General features: G+C 46.9%; 15 protein-coding genes and 1 pseudogene. 10 read left to right on the top strand and 6 right to left on the bottom strand.

What is annotated here, in order from left to right:
• The first annotated feature begins 92 nt into the window (after positions 1–92).
• The 4 genes from groES (at position 93) to AWQ21_RS12235 (ending at position 4,613) form a co-directional block, all read left to right on the top strand.
• The gene (groES, locus tag AWQ21_RS12250) at positions 93–404 is read left to right on the top strand and encodes a co-chaperone GroES (protein WP_065714778.1); all 312 of its coding nucleotides are present in this window, start codon (positions 93–95) and stop codon (positions 402–404) included.
• Between the two features lie 83 nt (positions 405–487).
• Entirely contained in the window at positions 488–2,113 is a 1,626-nt protein-coding gene (gene groL, locus AWQ21_RS12245; RefSeq protein ID WP_065714777.1) for a chaperonin GroEL, read from the top strand.
• Between the two features lie 105 nt (positions 2,114–2,218).
• Positions 2,219–3,994: an ATP-dependent endonuclease gene (locus AWQ21_RS12240; protein WP_065714776.1), complete on the top strand. Its 1,776-nt coding sequence runs from the start codon at positions 2,219–2,221 to the stop codon at positions 3,992–3,994.
• Positions 3,995–4,151: 157 nt separating this feature from the next.
• A complete protein-coding gene (locus AWQ21_RS12235; RefSeq protein ID WP_065714775.1) occupies positions 4,152–4,613 on the top strand; it encodes a DUF4870 domain-containing protein in 462 nt (153 codons plus the stop codon).
• Positions 4,614–4,688: 75 nt separating this feature from the next.
• Here AWQ21_RS12235 and AWQ21_RS12230 read toward each other — a convergent pair whose 3' ends face one another.
• A complete protein-coding gene (locus AWQ21_RS12230; protein WP_065714774.1) occupies positions 4,689–6,164 on the bottom strand; it encodes a leucyl aminopeptidase in 1,476 nt (491 codons plus the stop codon).
• A 179-nt stretch (positions 6,165–6,343) separates the two neighbouring features.
• Between AWQ21_RS12230 and AWQ21_RS12225 the strand changes: the two genes are divergently transcribed.
• A complete protein-coding gene (locus tag AWQ21_RS12225; protein ID WP_065714773.1) occupies positions 6,344–7,549 on the top strand; it encodes an RNA-guided endonuclease TnpB family protein in 1,206 nt (401 codons plus the stop codon).
• A 91-nt stretch (positions 7,550–7,640) separates the two neighbouring features.
• Here AWQ21_RS12225 and AWQ21_RS12220 read toward each other — a convergent pair whose 3' ends face one another.
• Positions 7,641–10,247 carry an EAL domain-containing protein gene (locus AWQ21_RS12220; protein ID WP_083998021.1) on the bottom strand — a complete coding sequence of 869 codons (2,607 nt, stop codon included), beginning with the start codon at positions 10,245–10,247 and terminating at the stop codon, positions 7,641–7,643.
• Positions 10,248–10,785: 538 nt separating this feature from the next.
• Here AWQ21_RS12220 and AWQ21_RS16725 point away from each other — a divergent pair.
• Positions 10,786–11,004 (top strand): MscL family protein, encoded by a 219-nt coding sequence (locus tag AWQ21_RS16725; protein ID WP_198159649.1) that lies wholly within the window; start codon positions 10,786–10,788, stop codon positions 11,002–11,004.
• On the opposite strand, the gene AWQ21_RS12215 is transcribed toward AWQ21_RS16725, so the two are convergent.
• Together AWQ21_RS12215 and AWQ21_RS12210 are read right to left on the bottom strand one after the other, a co-directional pair.
• Positions 10,968–11,927, bottom strand: coding sequence for a cation diffusion facilitator family transporter (locus tag AWQ21_RS12215; RefSeq protein WP_071932289.1), 960 nt, complete (start codon positions 11,925–11,927; stop codon positions 10,968–10,970). The two genes, AWQ21_RS16725 and AWQ21_RS12215, sit on opposite strands and share 37 nt — an antisense overlap.
• Before the next feature lie 78 nt (positions 11,928–12,005).
• Positions 12,006–12,230 (bottom strand): annotated as a pseudogene (locus AWQ21_RS12210) (DUF255 domain-containing protein); the annotation flags it as partial.
• Positions 12,231–12,366: 136 nt separating this feature from the next.
• Between AWQ21_RS12210 and AWQ21_RS12205 the strand changes: the two are divergent.
• The 4 genes from AWQ21_RS12205 to asnS all read left to right on the top strand — a co-directional run bounded on the left by AWQ21_RS12205 (position 12,367) and on the right by asnS (position 19,194).
• A complete protein-coding gene (locus AWQ21_RS12205) occupies positions 12,367–13,626 on the top strand; it encodes a TonB family protein (protein ID WP_065714770.1) in 1,260 nt (419 codons plus the stop codon).
• A 177-nt stretch (positions 13,627–13,803) separates the two neighbouring features.
• Positions 13,804–17,346: a methionine synthase gene (gene metH / locus AWQ21_RS12200; protein ID WP_065714769.1), complete on the top strand. Its 3,543-nt coding sequence runs from the start codon at positions 13,804–13,806 to the stop codon at positions 17,344–17,346.
• The gene (locus AWQ21_RS12195) at positions 17,339–17,740 is read left to right on the top strand and encodes a thiol-disulfide oxidoreductase DCC family protein (protein WP_065714768.1); all 402 of its coding nucleotides are present in this window, start codon (positions 17,339–17,341) and stop codon (positions 17,738–17,740) included. The genes metH and AWQ21_RS12195 overlap by 8 nt, the downstream gene beginning before the upstream one ends.
• Positions 17,741–17,811: 71 nt before the next feature.
• The gene (gene asnS, locus AWQ21_RS12190; RefSeq protein WP_065714767.1) at positions 17,812–19,194 is read left to right on the top strand and encodes an asparagine--tRNA ligase; all 1,383 of its coding nucleotides are present in this window, start codon (positions 17,812–17,814) and stop codon (positions 19,192–19,194) included.
• Here asnS and AWQ21_RS12185 read toward each other — a convergent pair.
• Both AWQ21_RS12185 and AWQ21_RS12180 read right to left on the bottom strand, forming a co-directional pair.
• Positions 19,191–19,637 carry a type II toxin-antitoxin system VapC family toxin gene (locus AWQ21_RS12185; protein ID WP_065714766.1) on the bottom strand — a complete coding sequence of 149 codons (447 nt, stop codon included), beginning with the start codon at positions 19,635–19,637 and terminating at the stop codon, positions 19,191–19,193. The two genes, asnS and AWQ21_RS12185, sit on opposite strands and share 4 nt — an antisense overlap.
• Positions 19,634–19,939 carry a type II toxin-antitoxin system Phd/YefM family antitoxin gene (locus AWQ21_RS12180; protein ID WP_065714765.1) on the bottom strand — a complete coding sequence of 102 codons (306 nt, stop codon included), beginning with the start codon at positions 19,937–19,939 and terminating at the stop codon, positions 19,634–19,636. The genes AWQ21_RS12185 and AWQ21_RS12180 overlap by 4 nt, the downstream gene beginning before the upstream one ends.
• Between the last annotated feature and the right edge of the window lie 14 nt (positions 19,940–19,953).

Here is a 19,953-nt window from a genome sequence, read left to right as displayed (position 1 = left end):
AAATTTCTCCGCTAAATTAGCACTCAGAGATTGAGAGTGCTAAACTTCAATCTAGCTAAATTTAGTCGTTTATTGATCTGGAGAAATTATCCATGGCAGCAATTAGCATCAATGTTTCTACCCTCAAGCCCCTTGGCGATCGCGTTTTCGTAAAGGTCAGCGAATCTGAAGAAAAGACCGCTGGTGGGATCCTCCTTCCCGATAGCGCCAAAGAAAAGCCCCAAATCGGCGAAGTTGTTGCTGTTGGTGAAGGCAAGCGCAACGATGATGGTAGCCGTTCTGCCGTTGATGTCAAAGTTGGCGATAAAGTTCTCTACTCCAAGTACGCTGGTACTGATATCAAGCTCGGTGGCGACGACTACGTCCTTCTTTCTGAGAAAGATATCCTCGCAACCGTTGCGTAATTATTTTTAGGTTTGACCTAAGCAATCGTTTCAGATTTTTCTATTTTTCCTCGTAAAACGCTCAACCTAGAAATTCAATCATTATGGCTAAATCTATTATTTACAACGAAGATGCTCGCCGCGCCCTCGAAAAAGGGATCGATCTTCTTGCTGAGGCTGTTGCCGTCACCCTTGGCCCCAAAGGTCGGAATGTTGTGCTCGAAAAGAAATTTGGCGCACCCCAGATCGTTAATGACGGTGTGACTATTGCTAAGGAAATCGAGCTCGAAGACCACATCGAAAACACCGGTGTTTCTCTCATTCGTCAAGCGGCTTCTAAAACCAATGATGTGGCCGGTGACGGAACCACCACTGCGACTGTTTTGGCACACGCGATGGTCAAGGAAGGTCTGCGCAACGTTGCGGCCGGGGCCAACCCCATCGCCATTAAGCGCGGCATCGACAAAGCGACGGAATTCCTCGTCGGTCGGATCAAGGAAGTATCTCGTCCGGTGGAATCCTCCACGGCGATCGCCCAGGTTGGTTCTATCTCTGCGGGTAACGACAAGGAAGTTGGCGACATGATCGCCAAAGCCATGGACAAAGTCGGTAAAGAAGGTGTGATCTCCCTCGAAGAAGGGAAATCCATGGAAACCGAACTCGAAATCACCGAAGGGATGCGTTTCGACAAGGGTTACACTTCCCCCTACTTCGTCACTGACACCGAGCGCATGGAAGCGGTGCTCGAAGATCCGTTTATCTTGATCACCGACAAGAAAATTACCCTGGTTCAAGACCTTGTACCGATCCTTGAGCAGGTTGCCCGCCAAGGGAAACCCCTTGTGATCATTGCTGAAGACATCGAGAAAGAAGCCCTCGCCACCCTCGTGGTCAACCGTCTCCGGGGTGTCCTCAATGTTGCTGCGGTTAAAGCACCTGGTTTTGGCGATCGCCGTAAGCAAATGCTCGAAGATATCGCTGTACTCACCGGTGGCCAACTGATCACCGAAGATGCAGGCCTCAAGCTCGACAACACCAGCGTTGATATGCTTGGTAAAGCCCGCCGCATCACCATCACCAAAGACAACACCACCATTGTTGCTGATGGTAACGAACAAGCGGTTAAGACCCGTTGTGAGCAAATCCGCCGTCAAATCGAAGAATCTGATTCTTCCTACGACAAAGAAAAACTCCAAGAGCGCCTCGCGAAACTCTCCGGTGGTGTTGCTGTGATCAAAGTCGGTGCTGCAACTGAAACTGAGATGAAGGATCGTAAGCTCCGTCTCGAAGATGCGATCAACGCGACCAAAGCAGCCGTTGAAGAAGGAATCGTTCCCGGTGGTGGTACAACCCTCGCTCACCTCGCTCCTGAACTCGAAAAGTGGGCAACCGACAACCTCATTGCCGAGCAACTCACTGGTGCTTTGATTGTGGCCCGTGCTCTGACTGCGCCCCTGAAGCGTATTGCTGAAAATGCTGGCCAAAACGGTGCGGTAATCGCTGAGCGTGTGAAGGAAAAAGACTTCAACACTGGCTTTAACGCAGCAACCAATGAATTCGTTGATATGCTCGCTGCCGGTATTGTTGACCCTGCGAAGGTAACCCGTTCTGCAACCCAGAATGCGGCTTCCATTGCTGGCATGGTTCTCACCACTGAGTGCATCGTTGTTGACAAGCCCGAAAAAGATAAAGCGGGTGCAGCTCCCGGTGCCGGTGACTTCGACTACTAAAACTCATAAAAGTTCATATAATTTTCAATAGTTATATTGAAATAGTAATTTCCCCCTGCTTTAATTTAGGGGGATTTTTTATGTAAATAAAAGAGTGACTTTGGCATGGGCTTTAATTTATTATCTGAATTCTCCATCAAAATAAGAAATTTTAAATGCTTTGGAGATGAGTTACAAGGATTTGATTTATTAAAACCTATTAATATAATTATTGGACGGAATAATTCAGGAAAATCATCTATTCTTGATCTCATCAGGTATACAACTGAAATACGTGATGAGCCTCATAAAAATTTATTTCAAGTCAGGCGAGAACTGTATCATCAAAATACTGCTAGTGAAATACTTTTATCTACTAAATTAAAAGAAGAACAAATATCTAAAGTTTTCAAAAAAAACACTACAGGTGGAATTTTTGGTGGTAATCATTTTGAGTTTGGGAAAAAACTACTCAACTTAAAACTAACGTGGTCGTATGGTTTTGATGGCAAAAAGTTTTTTACAATAGAAAATTCCCCAGAGGTTGATTTTCTTCAAGAACGTGGTCGAAATTATCTGGAAGAATTAGTATCAGCTTGTCAAAATCCCTTAGCTGGAAAAAAATTTTATGAGATAAATCCTGATAGAGATTTAAGACCTGAGAAAAATTCAAATGACCTTCCTGTACTTCAGGGCAATGGAGAAGGATTCACTACTTTAATTCAACAATGCATTAACAAGGCTAGTCTTGGAAAAAGAGACCTAGTTGAAAATGATCTCTTAAATCATCTCAATTTAATTTTCTGCTCCGATGCAGAATTTGAACGTATCCTATGTCAACAGTTGGATGATGAAAGATGGGAAATTTATCTAGAAGAAAAAAACAAAGGTCGAATTTCTATCTCACAATCTGGCCATGGGCTAAAAACAATTCTCATTGTGTTATGTTATGTGATTTTGGTTCCTAAAGTGCTAGGTGGTAGACTAGATCAATATATATTTGCATTTGAAGAGTTAGAGAATAATCTACATCCTGATCTTCTTAGAAAACTTCTTATTTATTTAGAACAAGTAGCTCTTAAAAATAAATGTATCTTTCTTTTAAGTACCCATTCCAATGTGGTTATTGATCTTTTTAGTAGCAATCAGAATTCACAAGTTCTTCATGTAACTCATAATGGGACAGAATCTAAAGTAAGAACCGTAAGTACATTTCTTGAAAATAAAGATTTACTTGTCGACTTAGGTGTCAAAGCCAGTGATCTCCTTCAGGCAAATTGTATTATTTGGGTGGAAGGACCATCAGATAGGATTTATATAAACCGCTGGATTGAGCTTTGGAGTGATCAAAAGCTGATTGAAGGAGTACATTATCAATGTGTTTTTTATGGTGGGGGGCTTAGATCTCATCTTAGTGCTGATGATCCAATAGAAGTGGAATCTGAAATCCCAATTTTACGAGTTAATCATAATGCGATTATCGTTAGTGATAGTGATAAATCAAGTAAAAGCAGTTCTATCGATGATACTAAGAAAAGAATCCATCATGAGATTGAAAATAATGGTGGACTAGGATGGATCACTAAAGGTCGTGATATTGAAAACTATCTTTCAAAGGAGCTTATTAGTCGTTGGTTAGAAGATGAGGCTATAACCGCTAATGAGTTAGATTTATACGAGGATTTTTTTGAATATCTTCCTAAAGTATGTGAGTCAAGTAAAAAGGAAAAAAAAAGAAAAGCAAAGGAAAAAAAATATAAAAAGAATTTTGCCAAACGAAAGCAGTTATTTGCATTGGAAATAGCTCCTTTAATGGAGAAGGATGATTTCTCTAGATTTAATGATCTAGATCAAAAATTGAACGCTATTTGTGAAAAAATAAGGCTTTGGAATTATATTTAAAACTAAATAGACATCTATTTAAAGTCTTAGGGAGTTTATAGGAACTTGTTTGATTGAGATGGTGATTTTAGTTTAGTGACAATTTACGATGATTTAAGGAGTTATTGAAAAGGTCTGCTATATATTTGGGGTAGATCATGGAGGGACTTATAAATTTATGGACGCAGAACAGGAAAGAAATTGGGCGATCGCCTGCCATCTGTCGAGCTTGGCCTGGATTCCCCTAACCTTCCTTGGGATTGGGGCGATTCCGTTTGTCAATGTGATTGCGCCAGCGGTGATCTGGTATCTCAAAAAAGATGAATCGGAATTAATCGATGTCCATGGGAAAGAATCCCTCAATTTCCAGCTTTCAATGACGATCTATGGCTTTGCTGCAGGGATTATCCTGGGAATCTTAGCGATTATCGGCGTCGTTTTCGTGATCCTACTGGGACTGGGTGGCAGCAACAATCCCTTTGCGGCCTTGATGGCAATTTTGACCGGGGTCGGAGTATTTGCTTTTATTACTTTGATTGTGGCGATCGCCATTTTCCAGATTGCGGTGGTCATCCTGGCGGCAACGAAGGTCAAAGAAGGCCAAATGTATCGTTATCCCTTTAATCTCCGGTTGATCTAAATTTTTCTGGCTAGATATCAAGAAACCCCCAGAGTGATTTGCCGGGGGTTTTTTAGTGAATGTTGGGCCGTAACGTTAGCTCAGAACCCAGTGAACAAGAGTGCGTACCGGGAACCCTGTGCCGCCTTTGCTGTAAATGTCGGCGTCTTTTTCTGACCAGGCTGGCCCGGCAATATCGAGGTGCGCCCAGGGGGTTTTTTCAATAAATTCCTTGAGGAATAACGCCGCCGTAATCGAGCCTCCCTCCCGTGGCCCGGTGTTTTTCATGTCGGCGATGGGCGATTTTAAGCCTTCAAAGTATTTTTCTTCGAGGGGCATTTGCCAGAATTTTTCGCCCGCTTTCTCTGATGCGGTGGCGATCGCCTGGGCCAGATCATCATTGTCACTCCACAGGCCACAAATATCATCTCCTAGGGCAATGACGCAGGCTCCGGTCAAGGTGGCAATGTCCACAATCGCCTCGACCCCTAGCTTTTCGGCATAAACGAGGGCATCGGCGAGGGTAAGGCGACCTTCGGCATCGGTGTTGTTTACTTCGATGGTTTTACCATTGGAGGCCGTGAGAATATCCCCCGGACGCATGCCGCGACCACTGATCATATTTTCAGTGGCGGCACTAATGAAATGCACCTCCACATCGGGTTTGAGTTCGGCGATCGCCTTTGCTGCCCCAAAAGTTGCCGCGGCGCCCCCCATGTCCATTTTCATCATCGCAATGCTGGGGCCAGAGGGTTTGATGTTGTAGCCACCGGAGTCAAAGGTTAACCCTTTCCCGACAATCGCCACTTTCTTCCGGGGGGTGCCAGGGGGTTTATAAACGAGGTGAATAAATTTCGGGGGTAAATCCGAGGCTGCCGCTACCCCCAGGAAAGATCCCATCCCCGCCGCTTCGCAGTCTGCTTCTTCGAGGATATTGAGTTCCATGCCGTAGGTGCTGGCGAGGTTTTCCACGGAGGCCGCCAGGGTGACGGGGTTAATAATGTTGGCCGGAGCGTTAACCAGTTCCCGCGCGTAGATCACCCCTTCACAGAGGCTCGTACCCAAGGCGATCGCCGCTGGTTGCTCACCAATGCCGAGAATTTCAACAGTTTGGAGGGCTGGGGAGTCTTTTTGTTCTGATTTGAAGCGATTATCTTCATAGAAGCCCAGATACATCCCTTCTGTGACCATTTGCGCTGTGATTGCCTCATTTTCTGCCACAGGCAACTGCAAGCCCAGAGTTGTAATCGCTTTATCCCCTTTCACCGCCCGGGCGATCGCCGCTGCGGTACTCCGCAACGAGCCACTACTCCACTTTTCGGCACTGCCCAGGCCCACCAGGATCAACTTTTTGAGCGACGCACCACCCCCAAGGCGGGTCACCGATAGCTCGCCGGATTTGCCTTTAAATTCTGTTTCGGTAATAACTTCTGTGATCACCCCTGACAACCGTTCGTCCAGAGCCGTTAGGCTTTCAGGCACCGTTAGTACGGTTTCGCTCTCAAAAAAACCCAAGGCGATCGCCTCACCAGACCAAGTCGCTGCCGTTTGCGAACTACCGCGAATTTCCATAACTAAACCTCAAAATTCGTTACTGTCTTTTAGCTTAACAGCGGGGAAGCCCCGCGTTGTATGTGAAACATCAACGTCGGGATGAGGAGCGAGCGACTGACCAGCGGGAAGAAGCAAACTCCTAGTTAAGCGTCTTAGGAGAAGTGTGCAATTTCCCTAAATCTTGCCATAATACAGGTATGATTAACCTGACTTACGAGTACAGAGCTTATCCGACATCCGACCAAGCCATCAAAATGGATGAATGGTTGGACACGTGCAAGCGCGTCTATAACTACGCCTTGGCAGAACGTCGTGACTGGATTCAGTCCCGTAAGTGCCCGATTAATGCTTGCAGTATCCAGCGGGAGTTTATTTACCCCATGGATGCAGAAAAACCGACTTATTACAGTCAGAAGCGAAATTTGACCGCTGCGCGAAAGGAGAGTCCTTTTCTGCAAAACGTTCATTCTCAAGTGCTTCAAGACGTAATGGGTCGGCTAGAAAAGGCATTTAACGCCCTGTGGAATAGTGGGTTTGGATTCCCACGGTTTAAGAAGCGTTTTCGCAGTTTTAACTTTCCGCAGTTGGGCAAAAACCCAATTGGTGACAATCAAATTAAGTTGCCTGTATTTGGTTGGGTTAAGACCGTGGTGCACCGTCCGATCCCTGATGGATTTGAGGCGAAGCAAGCACGGGTCGTTAAACGCGCTTCTGGTTGGTATATCCAGCTAGTCATCCAAAGTGACGTTAAAATCCCAGACCCTGTCATTGGTGGTCACGCCATTGGGATTGATGTGGGGTTAAATCATTTTGTTGCGACATCAGACAACGAGTTGATTGCAAGGCCCCGATTCTTTGTGGAGGTACAACACAGGCTGAAAGTGCTGAACCGTGCCGTTGCCAGAAAGCAGAAAGGGTCAAAGAACCAGCAAAAAGCGCGTCAACGAGTCGCAAGATTTCACGAACGAATTACAAACCGACGCAAAGATTTTCACCGTAAGCTCGCCCATTATCTCTGTGATCAAGCAGGGATGATATTTGCGGAGGAATTAAACCTAAAAGGACTGGCAAAAGGAATGCTGGGGAAGCATTGTCTGGATGCTGGGTGGGGTCAATTCCTCGATACGCTTAAATGGGTTTGCTTCAAGCGTGGTGTACATTTCCAAAAAGTTGCCGCCTATGGCACTAGCCAGGAGTGCCCATCCTGTGGAGTAGCGGTGAGGAAAGATTTGTCTGTGCGTCGGCATGAATGCCCAGAATGTGGCTACACCACTCATCGCGATGTAGCCAGCGGACAAGTGATTCGCAATCGTGGACTAATAGCGGTTGGACAGACCGTTCAATCCTGTGGAGCTACGCCCAGTGGGGAGGCTTTGAAGCAGGAATTTCTTAAGGCGACTTAAGAAGCCTGCGCTGTACCGTTAGGTCAGCGTCGGGAGTATGTCACTCTGACATTTCTGGCAAACCCTGTCCAAGAAATTGCCCAGAGCAACATTATGAGGAAGAACGTAATTTCTCTAACACCGCAAAGGAGTGATCCTGTAACAAACTTGTTGCCTGATCCAAAGAAACAGGTCGAGAAAACAAATAACCCTGACCAAACTGGCAATCCCGGCTCTTTAACCACTGGTATTGCTGTGCCGTTTCAATTCCTTCTGCCACAGTTTTAATGCCAATTGATTTAGAAAGGGCCAGAATAGATTCTGCAATCACCCGATTGCGGTCATTTAACTCAGAAATATTCACAAAGCTCCGGTCAATTTTGAGCGCGTCAATGGGAAGTTGGTGTAAATAACTTAAACAAGAATACCCTGTGCCAAAATCATCAACGCTAATAAAAACTCCTTTGAGACGAATTTGGTTGAGCAACCGACAAGTCAGTTCCACATTTTGGATGAGCATACTCTCAGTGATTTCTAACCCCAAAGTATTCGGGAAAACTGGATAGCGCTCTAATAATCGATCCAGTGAAAATAGCAGTGAATCTTGGAGCTGTTTAACAGATAAATTTACATGGACTTTCAGGGGAACATTAAACTTTTGCTGCCACTCAAACAATTGACGGCAAGCTGCATCTAAAATCCATTCTCCGAGAGGAATAATGAGCCCGGTTTCTTCAGCAATCTCAATAAATTCATAGGGAGATAACAACCCCCGTTGGGGATGTTGCCAACGAATTAATGCCTCAAACCCTTCAATGTTGCCCTGTTCTAAATTAATAATCGGCTGATAGTACAAAACAAATTGCTTTTCTTCGATGGCAGATCTAATTTCCCCTTCTAACTGAAGCCGTTTCATCGCCTGTAGGTGCATCTGAGGGTCAAAGATCGCGTACTGTGATTTGCCCTTTTGTTTGGCCCGATACATCGCAATATCGGCATCCCGGAGGAGATCTTGGGCCGATTCATGGCGAGAATCACCGACGATAATGCCAATGCTCGTCGTAATAAAAACTTCGTAATTAGAAATTTTGAAGGACATTTTTAAGGCATTGAGAATGCGATCTGCAATGTGTACGGCATCTTCTACCCCGTGAATTTCCTCTAGGAGAATGACAAATTCATCTCCCCCCAAACGAGCGGCTAAATCTGTATCGCGAATGAAGGATTTGAGTAAATGGGCAACTTCAATGAGCAATTCGTCACCAATGACATGGCCCAAACTATCATTGACAACTTTAAAATTATCAAGGTCTAAAAACAGAGCTGCAAATTCGTGAATGGGATATCGTTTATAGCGTTTTAGGGCTAAATTAAGCCGTTCGATCAGGAGGTTACGATTGGCAAGGCCAGTAAGACGATCATGGAGGGCATCATGTTTGAGTTGTTGCTCCATTTTGATCCGGGTGCTGATGTCGGTAATGGTGGCAACATAGCCTTGGGGTTCACCCTTACTATCAAGCTCAGCGGTACCCTGGCTATAGACCCAAAGTATCGAACCATCAGAACGTTGAAATCGATATTCTAGAGTAAATAGTTCTTGATTAGTGATGGATTTTAGCCATTGCTCTCGGACGTAGTCAATGTCATCGGGATGAACTTTTTGTAACCAGCCTTTATGAAGTGCATCTTCGGGTTGAATCGCGAGCAGTTTGCAATAGTAACCATTGACATAGATACATTCATGGCGCAGATTGGTGCGGAAGATTCCAATGGGAACGGTATTGGCGAGATGGGCATATCGCTGTTGACTTTCGATGAGGTTGGTTTCGATTTGTTTACGTTGTTTAATTTCTTTTTTCAGGCTGTAATTACGGAGAATAAACCATCCTAAAATAAGGAATGGCAGATAGAAAATTAGGCTAAAGAGAAAATTTTGTAAGCTAATCCAATTAAATTTTTCGGGCGTCTCTAACCATTGGGCGATCGCCTGATAATAGACAGATTCACGATCTTGCAACAGACGACTCATTTGCCGATCAATGTCAGGGAGGAGCTGCTTGGGATCACCTTCAGGAACGACATAATGCAAGCGGGCCGGATTAAACAGAATATTCGTTTTAATGACTTGATAGTCAGGACTAAATTTATTCCCAAAAAAATTATTGACAATGGCAGCATCTACTTCTCCCGCTTCCAATTGTTCAAACATCCCAGGATAACTATCAATGGGTACCAGTTCCGGCTGAATCCCATAAGCTTTAATGTTTTCCCGAAGGACTTCCTGTTGAATCCCAGAAGCAAGGATGCTGACTCTTTTTTGGTCGAGATCTAAAATCGTATCTAAATAAACACCCCGCCGCGCATAAATCTGTGACCAACTTGATAAAACAATGATCGTATTAAAATCAAAGATCTCATCTCGCGTGTCGGAATAGGCCACATCCACCATCAGATCGAGTTGCCCCTGTGCAATTTGTTGGAGACATTGATTCCATTCGCAGGGAACATAGGCGATCGCCCAATTCTCCGCGCGTCCAATGTCATTCGTAATATCTACCCAAAAGCCCCGGGGCCACCCACCTGAATCGATGAAAACCTTGGGATCGTTTTGATAAACACCCACGGTAATTGTCTTTGCTGGCTTATTTTGGGCGATCACCCCTGTGCCGGAGAGCATCACGGCAAGACCTAGAGCCAAGAGCACAGTGCTTTTATTCATTAAATTAGTAGATGACTAGTAGATGACGACTGAGAGAACAGGCTCTTTAAGTATAATTAAGATAAAAAAATAACGACAACACCATTAAGCAAACCAAATATTTTTGTCCGATTATTCGTGAATTTTTGCTGATAAATTATCCCGTTTACGGAGTGGTAGTTAAATAACCAATAAGCGATTGATTATTAATCACACAGTAAGAGGCTGTTTATAGAGTTAGTCAATGTCTTGATCTGTCCCCTAAATTTCCTCACTAAAGCTCCGGCAAAATGGGGAACTTTGATTCCGTTAATCATCTTAAAACCTTCCCTAAACTGGGGGCTTTATAAATAAGTTCTAAGGCTAGACATAAATTTTATGAATTGGTTTTCGGCTATTTGACGGTTGACAGAATTTGTTTGATTGTTTATCGGGGCTAAATTTTGCTTTTCCAGTCTAATTCTTTGTTAGATTTGGTTAAGCTAGAGGCGATCGCTTATCTTGATAGGGACGATCATATTCTTGTTTTTGTTCATCACTTTCAATCCATCACGAAGAGATGAGTATCTATGGCAAAAAAAATAGTTTTTGGAACAGTTTTCAAGCCTTCATTATGAGGGGAAATGTGATTGATTTGACGGTGGCCGTTGTTATCGGTGGTGCTTTTAGCCAAATTGTCAATAGAAGCGAATGCAAGACATTTAACCCATGGAGCATCGCCTCCTCTGATGGGGGCTTTCTTTATGGATGGGAAGAAGTGCCATCAAAGCCGATCTGATCGGAACTGTAGGCTTTGGGTTCGATGTGAACTGTGACCCTGGCTGGGGCGAACACCTGCTCAAGATGCTGTTCAACCTTTTCGCTGATGGCATGGGCGGTGGTCACATCCTCGGCAGCAGCAATCAGATGCATTTCGATGAAGACTTGCCGGCCGCGTAGACCTCGTGACGCAATATCATGGCAGTTAATCACCCCAGGAATTGTCATTACTTGTTGGTGAATTGCTTCAGGGGCGATCGCCATTTCATCAACTAACCAGGGCAAATTGTCGGTAAGCACTTCCCAGGCACTTTTGAAGACCAGAGCGGCCACGGGAAAAGCCAGCACCACATCTAACCATTGCAGTTGAGGCAGTCCCCAAACCTTCGCTTGCCAGACCCCCAACAGACCCAACATCACGAGGATCGTCACCCAAATATCGCTCATGGTGTGTTTCGCATCGGCGAGCAAAATCGCACTCCCCACCCGTTGGCCGGCCCGCCGCTCGTAGAAAGCCACAAAAATATTGATCCCCAGCACGATAATTAACCAGCTCAATTCCCCTAGGCTGATGGTGATCTCACTCTGGCCGGCAATTAATTTGGCGATCGCCCCCTGTAAAATCTCAAAGCACGCAATCCCGAGAAACATTCCAATCCCTAAAGCGCCAATCGCCTCAAACTTTTGGTGACCATAGGGGTGATCCCGGTCGGGTTCCGGCGAAGAAAACTTATTGGCAAATAAGCCCAGCACATTATTGGCACTATCCGTAAAGCTATGGAGCGCATCCGCCTGGAGACTCAGAGAACCGGTGATCAAACCGACGACAGCCTTTAATGCCATCACGATCAAGTTCAGCCACAGGGTTAACCACAAAACCCGCCTTACTTCCCGACGATTATCTTGGGGCAAGGGATGTGAGTGATGATGATGCTCTGGCATGGCGCTTATGGGGAGAGATGGATTCAGGCAGCAAATCCAGCGTAACCGAAGTTGATTAACTCACATGACTCACCGCTGTAAAAAATTCTCATTCAAATAGGTGGCAATTTCTGGATCCGAAAACGCCTCCCCTTCCATCACAGTGCACCAATGGCAAGAAGAATAACCAATGGAAAGGAAAATGGGCTTGTTTTCTGCCTTTGCCTGGGCCAAAGCCTCATCACACCAATACCGCCAGTCGATGGGATTATCCGCATGTTTGCGGAGATAGAGACTTTTGGTGTCGGCCAAGCGATTCGCCATGGAAAATGCTGCTCCTAGAAAGGATTTCTAAGGGCATTCTAGCGAATGGATTCTGTGCCAAATTTGTCGGGATGATCAGTTAGAATCGAACAGCAATCTTTTGCCATCTATCTGCCCCCAGCCCCCCTTTGGATTCATGTTAGATAAAAGCCTCGATCGCCCCAGAGACCGATTTTTCCAAAGCTTCAGAAATTTGGGGGATTATGCTCGGCGTCCCCAGGGAGCCGCAGTCATCGGTTCTATTGCCCTGCATGGGGTGGCGGCAGCGACAATTCCCCTATGGGCCAACTTTGACAATGCTCCTCCAGCGTCCCAGGAGCGTTCGGTGGTGAGGGTGGTAGATCTTCCTCCGGAGGTGCAAAATCGCCTGCCTTCGACAACGGCATCTTTAGATTTGTCAATTTTTGAAGCGAGCCCGGATTTTAACTTAGATTTGTCTGGCTTAAATGGTCAGGGAATGAATCCCAACAGCACCTACATCACTGGCCTTAATACCCTACCGACACCCATGGCCCCCAGTTTAGGGCAAGATAGTTTTTCCTTTATTCCCCTCAGTCCGCCGCCGATTGCCAGTAGCTATACCGGGTTTACACCGCCGCCGCCCCCCCGGAATATGAGCTTTTTGCCCCCACCACCGAATGTCCCGAACCAGACTAGTTCCGAGCTTCCTAATGCACCAGTACCGACAGAGACTGAACGTGGTACTTTACCGACCCTGGCGCCCCCTAGTCCCAACAGTAGCTCTGACCGACAACAACAGTTCACGATTCCAACGAAACCTGATCCGGAATTAGTGCAACGGCAACGGCGACTGGAAGAGGAAGCGGCGATCGCCCTCCAACCCCGCACCAACAACCCAAACAGGGGTGAAGTTTACTTCGACGCTGATCTGCTCAAACCACAGGAACTGCGCAACAGCAATAGCAATAGTGGCACGAATAACACGAATAATCGTCCCCCCACACCCAACACCAACACGCCACCCCCCAGCCAAACGGCCCGTAATACAGCGGCGGTCAATCGTAGTCTGGCGGGGAACTATCCCAAAGGAGCCTGTAGTAACCAAGCCAGTGGTACGGCGACTTACAATGTCACTGTGTCCCCAGAAGGCAGTCCTTCCCAATGGAACTTGGTACAAAGCTCTGGGACAAATGCCTTAGATAACCAGGCGAGTCAAGATATTCGGAACGCCCGCTTTGATGGGAAAAATAGCAACTATCGGGTCAGTGTCAGCTACCAATACGAACCCGCTTTTTGTGCGGCGTTTATGCCAAAACCCCAACCTGCCCCCACAACTGCGCCCCCAGCTAATCCGCCAGCCCCGGCACAGACGACCCCCAAAGCACCGGAGCCTTCACCTGAAACTGAGGCGATCGCCCCTGATGAAAATTCTTGAGGGGAGTACCAAGCGATGATGATTCACGGACTTTTTTCCTAGGCGATCGCCCCCGAAAACCAGGGCATAATCCGCCCAAAATGATAGGAAAAACAGGCAAACCCAGGCCGAGTAATCAGGTTAGAATATAGAACGCCATTCTTTCATTTTTGTTCTACACTGCCGAAACATTTCTCCATGAAAAGTGCCTTCCTCGATCGCCTAAATAGTCCTGAGCGTCCTGTCCTTGTATTTGATGGGGCAATGGGCACCAATCTACAAGTACAGAATTTGACGGCGGCAGATTTTGGGGGGACCGAATATGAAGGCTGTAATGAGTATTTAGTTCAGACAAAGCCGGAAGCGGTGGCAACGGTGCATCGTGCCTTCCTCGCAGCGGGGGCGGATGTGATCGAAACGGATACCTTTGGTGGTACTTCGATCGTCCTTGCGGAATATGACCTCGGCGATCGCGCCTATGAACTGAATAAAAAAGCTGCAGAACTGGCGAAAAGTGTCACGGCAGAATTTTCGACGTCTGAAAAACCACGTTTTGTGGCAGGTTCCATCGGCCCCGGGACAAAATTACCGAGCTTGGGCCACATTGATTACGACACCCTTGAAAATGCCTTTGCGGAACAGGCCGAAGGTCTCTATGACGGCGGCGCGGATCTGATGCTCGTGGAAACCTGTCAAGATGTCCTCCAAATTAAGGCGGCACTCAATGGCATTGAACGCACCTTTGCGAAAAAAGGCGATCGCCTGCCGATTATGGTGTCCGTGACGATGGAAACGATGGGGACGATGCTGGTGGGGACAGACATTGCCGCTGCCGTTGCGATCCTCGAACCCTATAACATCGATATTTTGGGGTTAAACTGCGCCACGGGCCCCGACCTAATGAAGGAACACGTTAAATATTTAGCCGAGCATTCCCCCTTCATTGTCTCCTGTATTCCCAACGCCGGACTCCCCGAAAACATTGGCGGACAAGCCCATTACAAGCTAACGCCCCTCGAAATGAAGATGGCAATGATGCACTTTATCGAGGATTTGGGGGTGCAGGTGATCGGGGGTTGTTGCGGCACGCGCCCCGAACATATTCAAGCTCTGGCAGAAATTGCCGCCGAATTAACGCCCAAGGAACGCCATCCCGCATACGAACCCTCCGCCGCTTCCATTTACAGTCCCCAGCCCTACATCCAAGACAATTCCTTCTTAATTGTGGGTGAACGCTTAAACGCTAGCGGTTCCAAGAAATGCCGCACCCTCTTAAATGAGGAAGATTGGGATAGTTTGGTGTCCCTCGCCAAGTCGCAGGTGAAGGAAGGGGCGCATGTGCTGGATGTGAACGTCGATTACGTCGGGCGGGATGGGGTGCGCGATATGCACGAATTGGCTTCCCGTCTGGTGAATAATGTCACTTTGCCGTTAATGCTCGACTCCACCGAATGGGAAAAAATGGAGGCTGGCTTAAAGGTGGCAGGCGGTAAATGTATCCTCAACTCCACCAACTACGAGGACGGCGAAGAACGCTTTTATAAGGTGCTTTCCCTCGCGAAAAAATATGGGGCGGGCGTGGTGATTGGCACCATTGATGAAGACGGGATGGCGCGGACGGCGGAGAAAAAATTTGAGATTGCTAAACGGGCCTACGATGCGGCGATCGCCTATGGATTACCTGCCTACGAAATCTTTTTTGATCCCCTTGCCTTGCCCATTTCCACAGGGATTGAAGAGGATCGCAATAACGGACAAGCGACCCTTGATGCCATCGAACGCATTCACAACGAATTACCCGGTTGTCACATCATTTTAGGGGTTTCTAATATTTCCTTTGGTCTGAATCCCGTGGCGCGTCAGGTATTAAATTCCGTCTTCCTCCATGATGCGATGCAATTGGGGATGGACTCGGCGATCGTCAGTGCCAGTAAGATTTTACCGATGGCAAAAATTGACCCAGAACATATTCAAATTTGTCGTGATCTGATCGGCGATCGCCGCGAATTTGATGGGGATGTTTGCACCTACGACCCCCTGACCAAATTAACCGAAATCTTTGCCGGACAAAAAGCGAAAAAAGCAGAGGCGATCGATAAAAGTCTACCCGTCAATGAACGATTAAAACAACACATTATTGATGGCGAACGCTTGGGATTAGAGGAAGCCTTAACCGAAGCCCTCGAACAATATCCGCCCCTCGATATTATTAATATTTTCTTGCTCGATGGTATGAAAGTGGTGGGTGAATTATTCGGCTCTGGACAAATGCAACTGCCCTTTGTTTTGCAGTCCGCCCAAACCATGAAAGCTGCTGTTGCTTTCCTCGAACCCTACATGGATAAAGAAGAAGGTGATGATAGCGGTAAAGGCACATTTATCATTGCCACCGTGAAGGGTGATGTCCACGATATTGGCAAGAATTTAGTCGATATTATCCTGTCCAATAACGGCTATAAAGTGATTAATCTTGGCATTAAACAACCCGTTGAAAATATCATCCAAGCCTACGAGGAAAATGGTGCAGATTGCATTGCTATGAGTGGGTTGTTGGTAAAATCCACGGCATTTATGAAGGACAATTTAGAAGCTTTTAACGAAAAAGGCATTACAGTCCCCGTTATTTTGGGGGGAGCGGCCCTAACACCGAAATTTGTCTACCAAGACTGTCAAAACACCTACAAAGGACAAGTTATTTACGGGAAAGATGCCTTTGCGGATCTGCATTTCATGGATAAATTAATGCCCGCTAAAGCTGATAGTAAATGGGACGATTATCAAGGATTTTTAGGGGAATATGCCGAGGCGAATCAGCGCACCTATAGCGGCGATGGTGAGGAAATTGTGGTCGAAGAAAGTAAATCCCAAGAACCAGAAGTGATCGATACCCGCCGTTCTGAACTGGTGGATGATAATATTGCTCGTCCCCGTCCCCCCTTCTGGGGAACCCAAATTTTACGCGCCTCTGATATCGATCTAGAAGAAATTTTCTGGCATCTCGATCTACAGGCTCTCTTCGTTGGACAGTGGCAATTCCGCAAAACCAAAGAGCAATCTAAAGCAGAATACGACCAGTTCATCCAAGATACAGTTCATCCTCTGTTGGAAGAATGGAAACAAAAGGCGATCGCCGAAAAGATTCTTGACCCCACAGTGATCTATGGTTATTTCCCTTGCCAATCGGAAGGCAACACCTTAATCGTCTATGATCCCGATGAATACGTCAGTGAACAAACCATTACCGAAGTCGCCCGTTTTGAATTTCCTCGCCAAAAATCAGGCAAAAGATTGTGCATTGCTGATTTCTTTGCGTCTACCGAATCAGGAGTTTTAGATGTGTTCCCGATGCAGGCAGTGACCGTGGGAGAAATTGCAACGGAATACGCCCAAAAACTCTTTGCCGCCGACGAATACACCGATTATCTTTACTATCATGGCATTGCTGTTCAAACGGCAGAAGCTCTGGCGGAATGGTGCCACGCCCGAATCCGACGCGAACTGGGTTTTGGGGATTCTGAACCCGACAACATTAAAGATATGTTGAAACAGCGGTACCAAGGCTCCCGCTATAGTTTTGGTTATCCGGCTTGTCCAAATATTTTGGATCAATATACCCAATTAGACCTCCTAAAAACTGACCGCATTGGGATGTACATGGACGAAAGTGAGCAAATTTATCCCGAACAATCCACCTCGGCGATTATCACCTACCACCCCGTTGCGAAATACTTCAATGTTTGATCATTCAAAGCCGATTATTTTCTTTGATGGGGAGTGTAATCTTTGCAATGGTTTTGTTGATTTGATGCTCAAAATCGACCCAGACCAGAGATTTTATCTAGCGCCCCTCCAAGGGAAAACAGCCCAACAATATTTACCACCCCTCCCCGAAGATCCAGAAGACTGGGCGATCGCCTACTTTGATGGGGAAAATACTTACTATGCATCCAATGCTTGCTTGGCTATCTGTCAAAGGCTGGGTGGCCCATGGCAACTGCTCACCTTGGCTCGCCCTTTGCCGCAAAATTTCCGGGATTGGCTCTATCGGCTGGTGGCGACCAACCGTTACCGTTGGTTTGGCCAATGCACCTGCCGCACCATGGATTTGACGAAACCCTCCCCATTTCTGCCCTGAACCCCTCAAACTCGATAAGATAAAGGGCGCACTTGTTTTCAGTTCCTCTACCTCAGACTAGATCAACGACCATGCGCATTAAGGAAATCCTCAACACCGCCGCCATCAACAGCACCATCACCGCCGAGGGATGGGTAAAAACCAAACGGGAACTGAAGGGGTTTTCTTTCATTGAAATTAGCGACGGCTCGACGATGAACGGCCTCCAGGTGATTATCGATGGTACCCTGGCCGATTACGAAGCCATCATTAAAAAGCTCAATACGGGGGCTGCGGTTACAGCGACAGGCTTAGTCGTGGAATCCCCAGGCAAAGGGCAACGTATCGAACTCCAGGCAAAAGAGGTGACTGTCCACGGGGAAGCAGATCCCGAAACCTATCCCCTCCAGAAAAAACGCCACAGCTTTGAATTTTTGCGCACCATTGGCCACCTGCGGGGTAAGACTAATACCATGGGGGCAGTGATGCGAGTGCGGAATGCCTGTGCCACCGCAATCCATCAATTCTTTCAGGAGCGGGGCTTTATCTGGGCCCACACACCGATTATTACCGCCAGCGATTGCGAAGGGGCGGGGGAAATGTTTGCGGTCACCAATTTTGATCTGGCCAACCCAAAGCGAACAAAAGATGGAGCCGTTGACTATGCTGAAGACTTTTTTGGGCGGCCTGCCTATCTGACGGTGAGCGGTCAGTTAGAAGCGGAAGTGATGGCGATGGCTTTCAAAGATGTCTACACCTTCGGGCCAACTTTCCGGGCGGAAAACTCCAACACTTCCAGGCACTTGGCGGAGTTTTGGATGGTGGAACCGGAGATGGCCTTTTGCGACATTATCGGCGACCAGGATTTAGCCGAGGAATTTCTGCGCTACATCTTCAAGTATGTATTAGAAGCTTGTCCTGAAGACATGGAATTTTTCAACAAGCGCATTGATAATTCTGTCCTCGCTACGGCCCAAAATATTATCGAGAATGAGTTTGCCCGGATTACCTACACCGAGGCGATCGCCCTTTTAGAAAAAAGCAATAAAACCTTTGAATTTCCGGTGGAATGGGGCATCGATCTCCAGTCCGAACACGAACGGTATCTCGCCGAAGACCTATTTAAAAAGCCTTTAATCGTGAGCAACTATCCAAAAGATATCAAGGCTTTTTATATGCGCCTCAATGATGATCAGAAAACTGTAGCGGCGATGGATGTGCTCGCACCGAAGATTGGCGAAATTATTGGCGGTTCCCAGCGGGAAGAGCGGCTCGATGTGCTGGAAGGGCGCATTCAGGAAATGAACATCGAAGCAGCAGATCTGTGGTGGTACCTCGATCTACGGCGGTTTGGCACTGTTCCCCATGCGGGCTTTGGTCTCGGCTTTGAGCGGTTGGTGCAGTTTATGACGGGCATGGGCAATATCCGCGATGTGATTCCCTTCCCCCGTACCCCTTTAAATGCTGAATTTTAAGGTTCATGCTCTGTTTGTAGACTCACAAACGGATTAAAGACTGGCACATCTGCTTTTGCAAAATCCCCCACATTGCGCGTGACGACACAAAGATTATGGAGGGAGGCGATCGCCGCAATGAATAAATCCGGTTGGCTAAAAGTGTAATGTTCTTGCCGTCCTTTCTCGACCAGCCAACGCCAACGCAAAATAACATCTTCATCTACCCCTAGCAGTCGATCACTAAACCAGGGACGGAGCGTACCATTCAGCCACGCAATCAACTCTTGGCGAAACATCTCATCCTGCACTCGCTCAATGCCAAAGCGAATTTCTGCGATGGTAACAGTGCTCAGATAAAAAGACTGGGGTGATTGGCGATCGCTCCATGCTTTCACAGCAGGGTGACAATTGGGCTGCCGGAGTTCTGAGATAACGTTGGTATCTAGAAGCCAGCCTTTCATAGTTCCACTTCTCTTACGGGGCTACGGGTGCTTGACGGCTCAAAATCCAGGTGGCTTAAGGGCGATTGCGCCAGAAGCTCGTGGAGATTGGGTTGTTCTAGAAGCGGTAAGAGTTTTGCATATTGCTCAGCAGACATAACCACCACAGCTTCTTTGCCTCGTACCGTCACCATTTGGGGGTGAGTCTTTTGGGCCAGACGCACGACTTCACTAAACCGGGCTTTAGCATCTTCGAGTTTCCAGGTCTGAAGATCTTTTAACGGTTCATCAACTGAATGCTGGGGTGTTGTAGCTTGAGACATTACTGATTTACCTG

The sequence above is a fragment of the Picosynechococcus sp. PCC 7003 genome (assembly GCF_001693255.1).
In the GTDB taxonomy this organism is placed as follows: Bacteria; Cyanobacteriota; Cyanobacteriia; order Cyanobacteriales; family MRBY01; genus MRBY01.
Note: the sequence above shows the minus strand (reverse complement) of the source record. Positions and strands in the feature narration are given on the sequence as shown.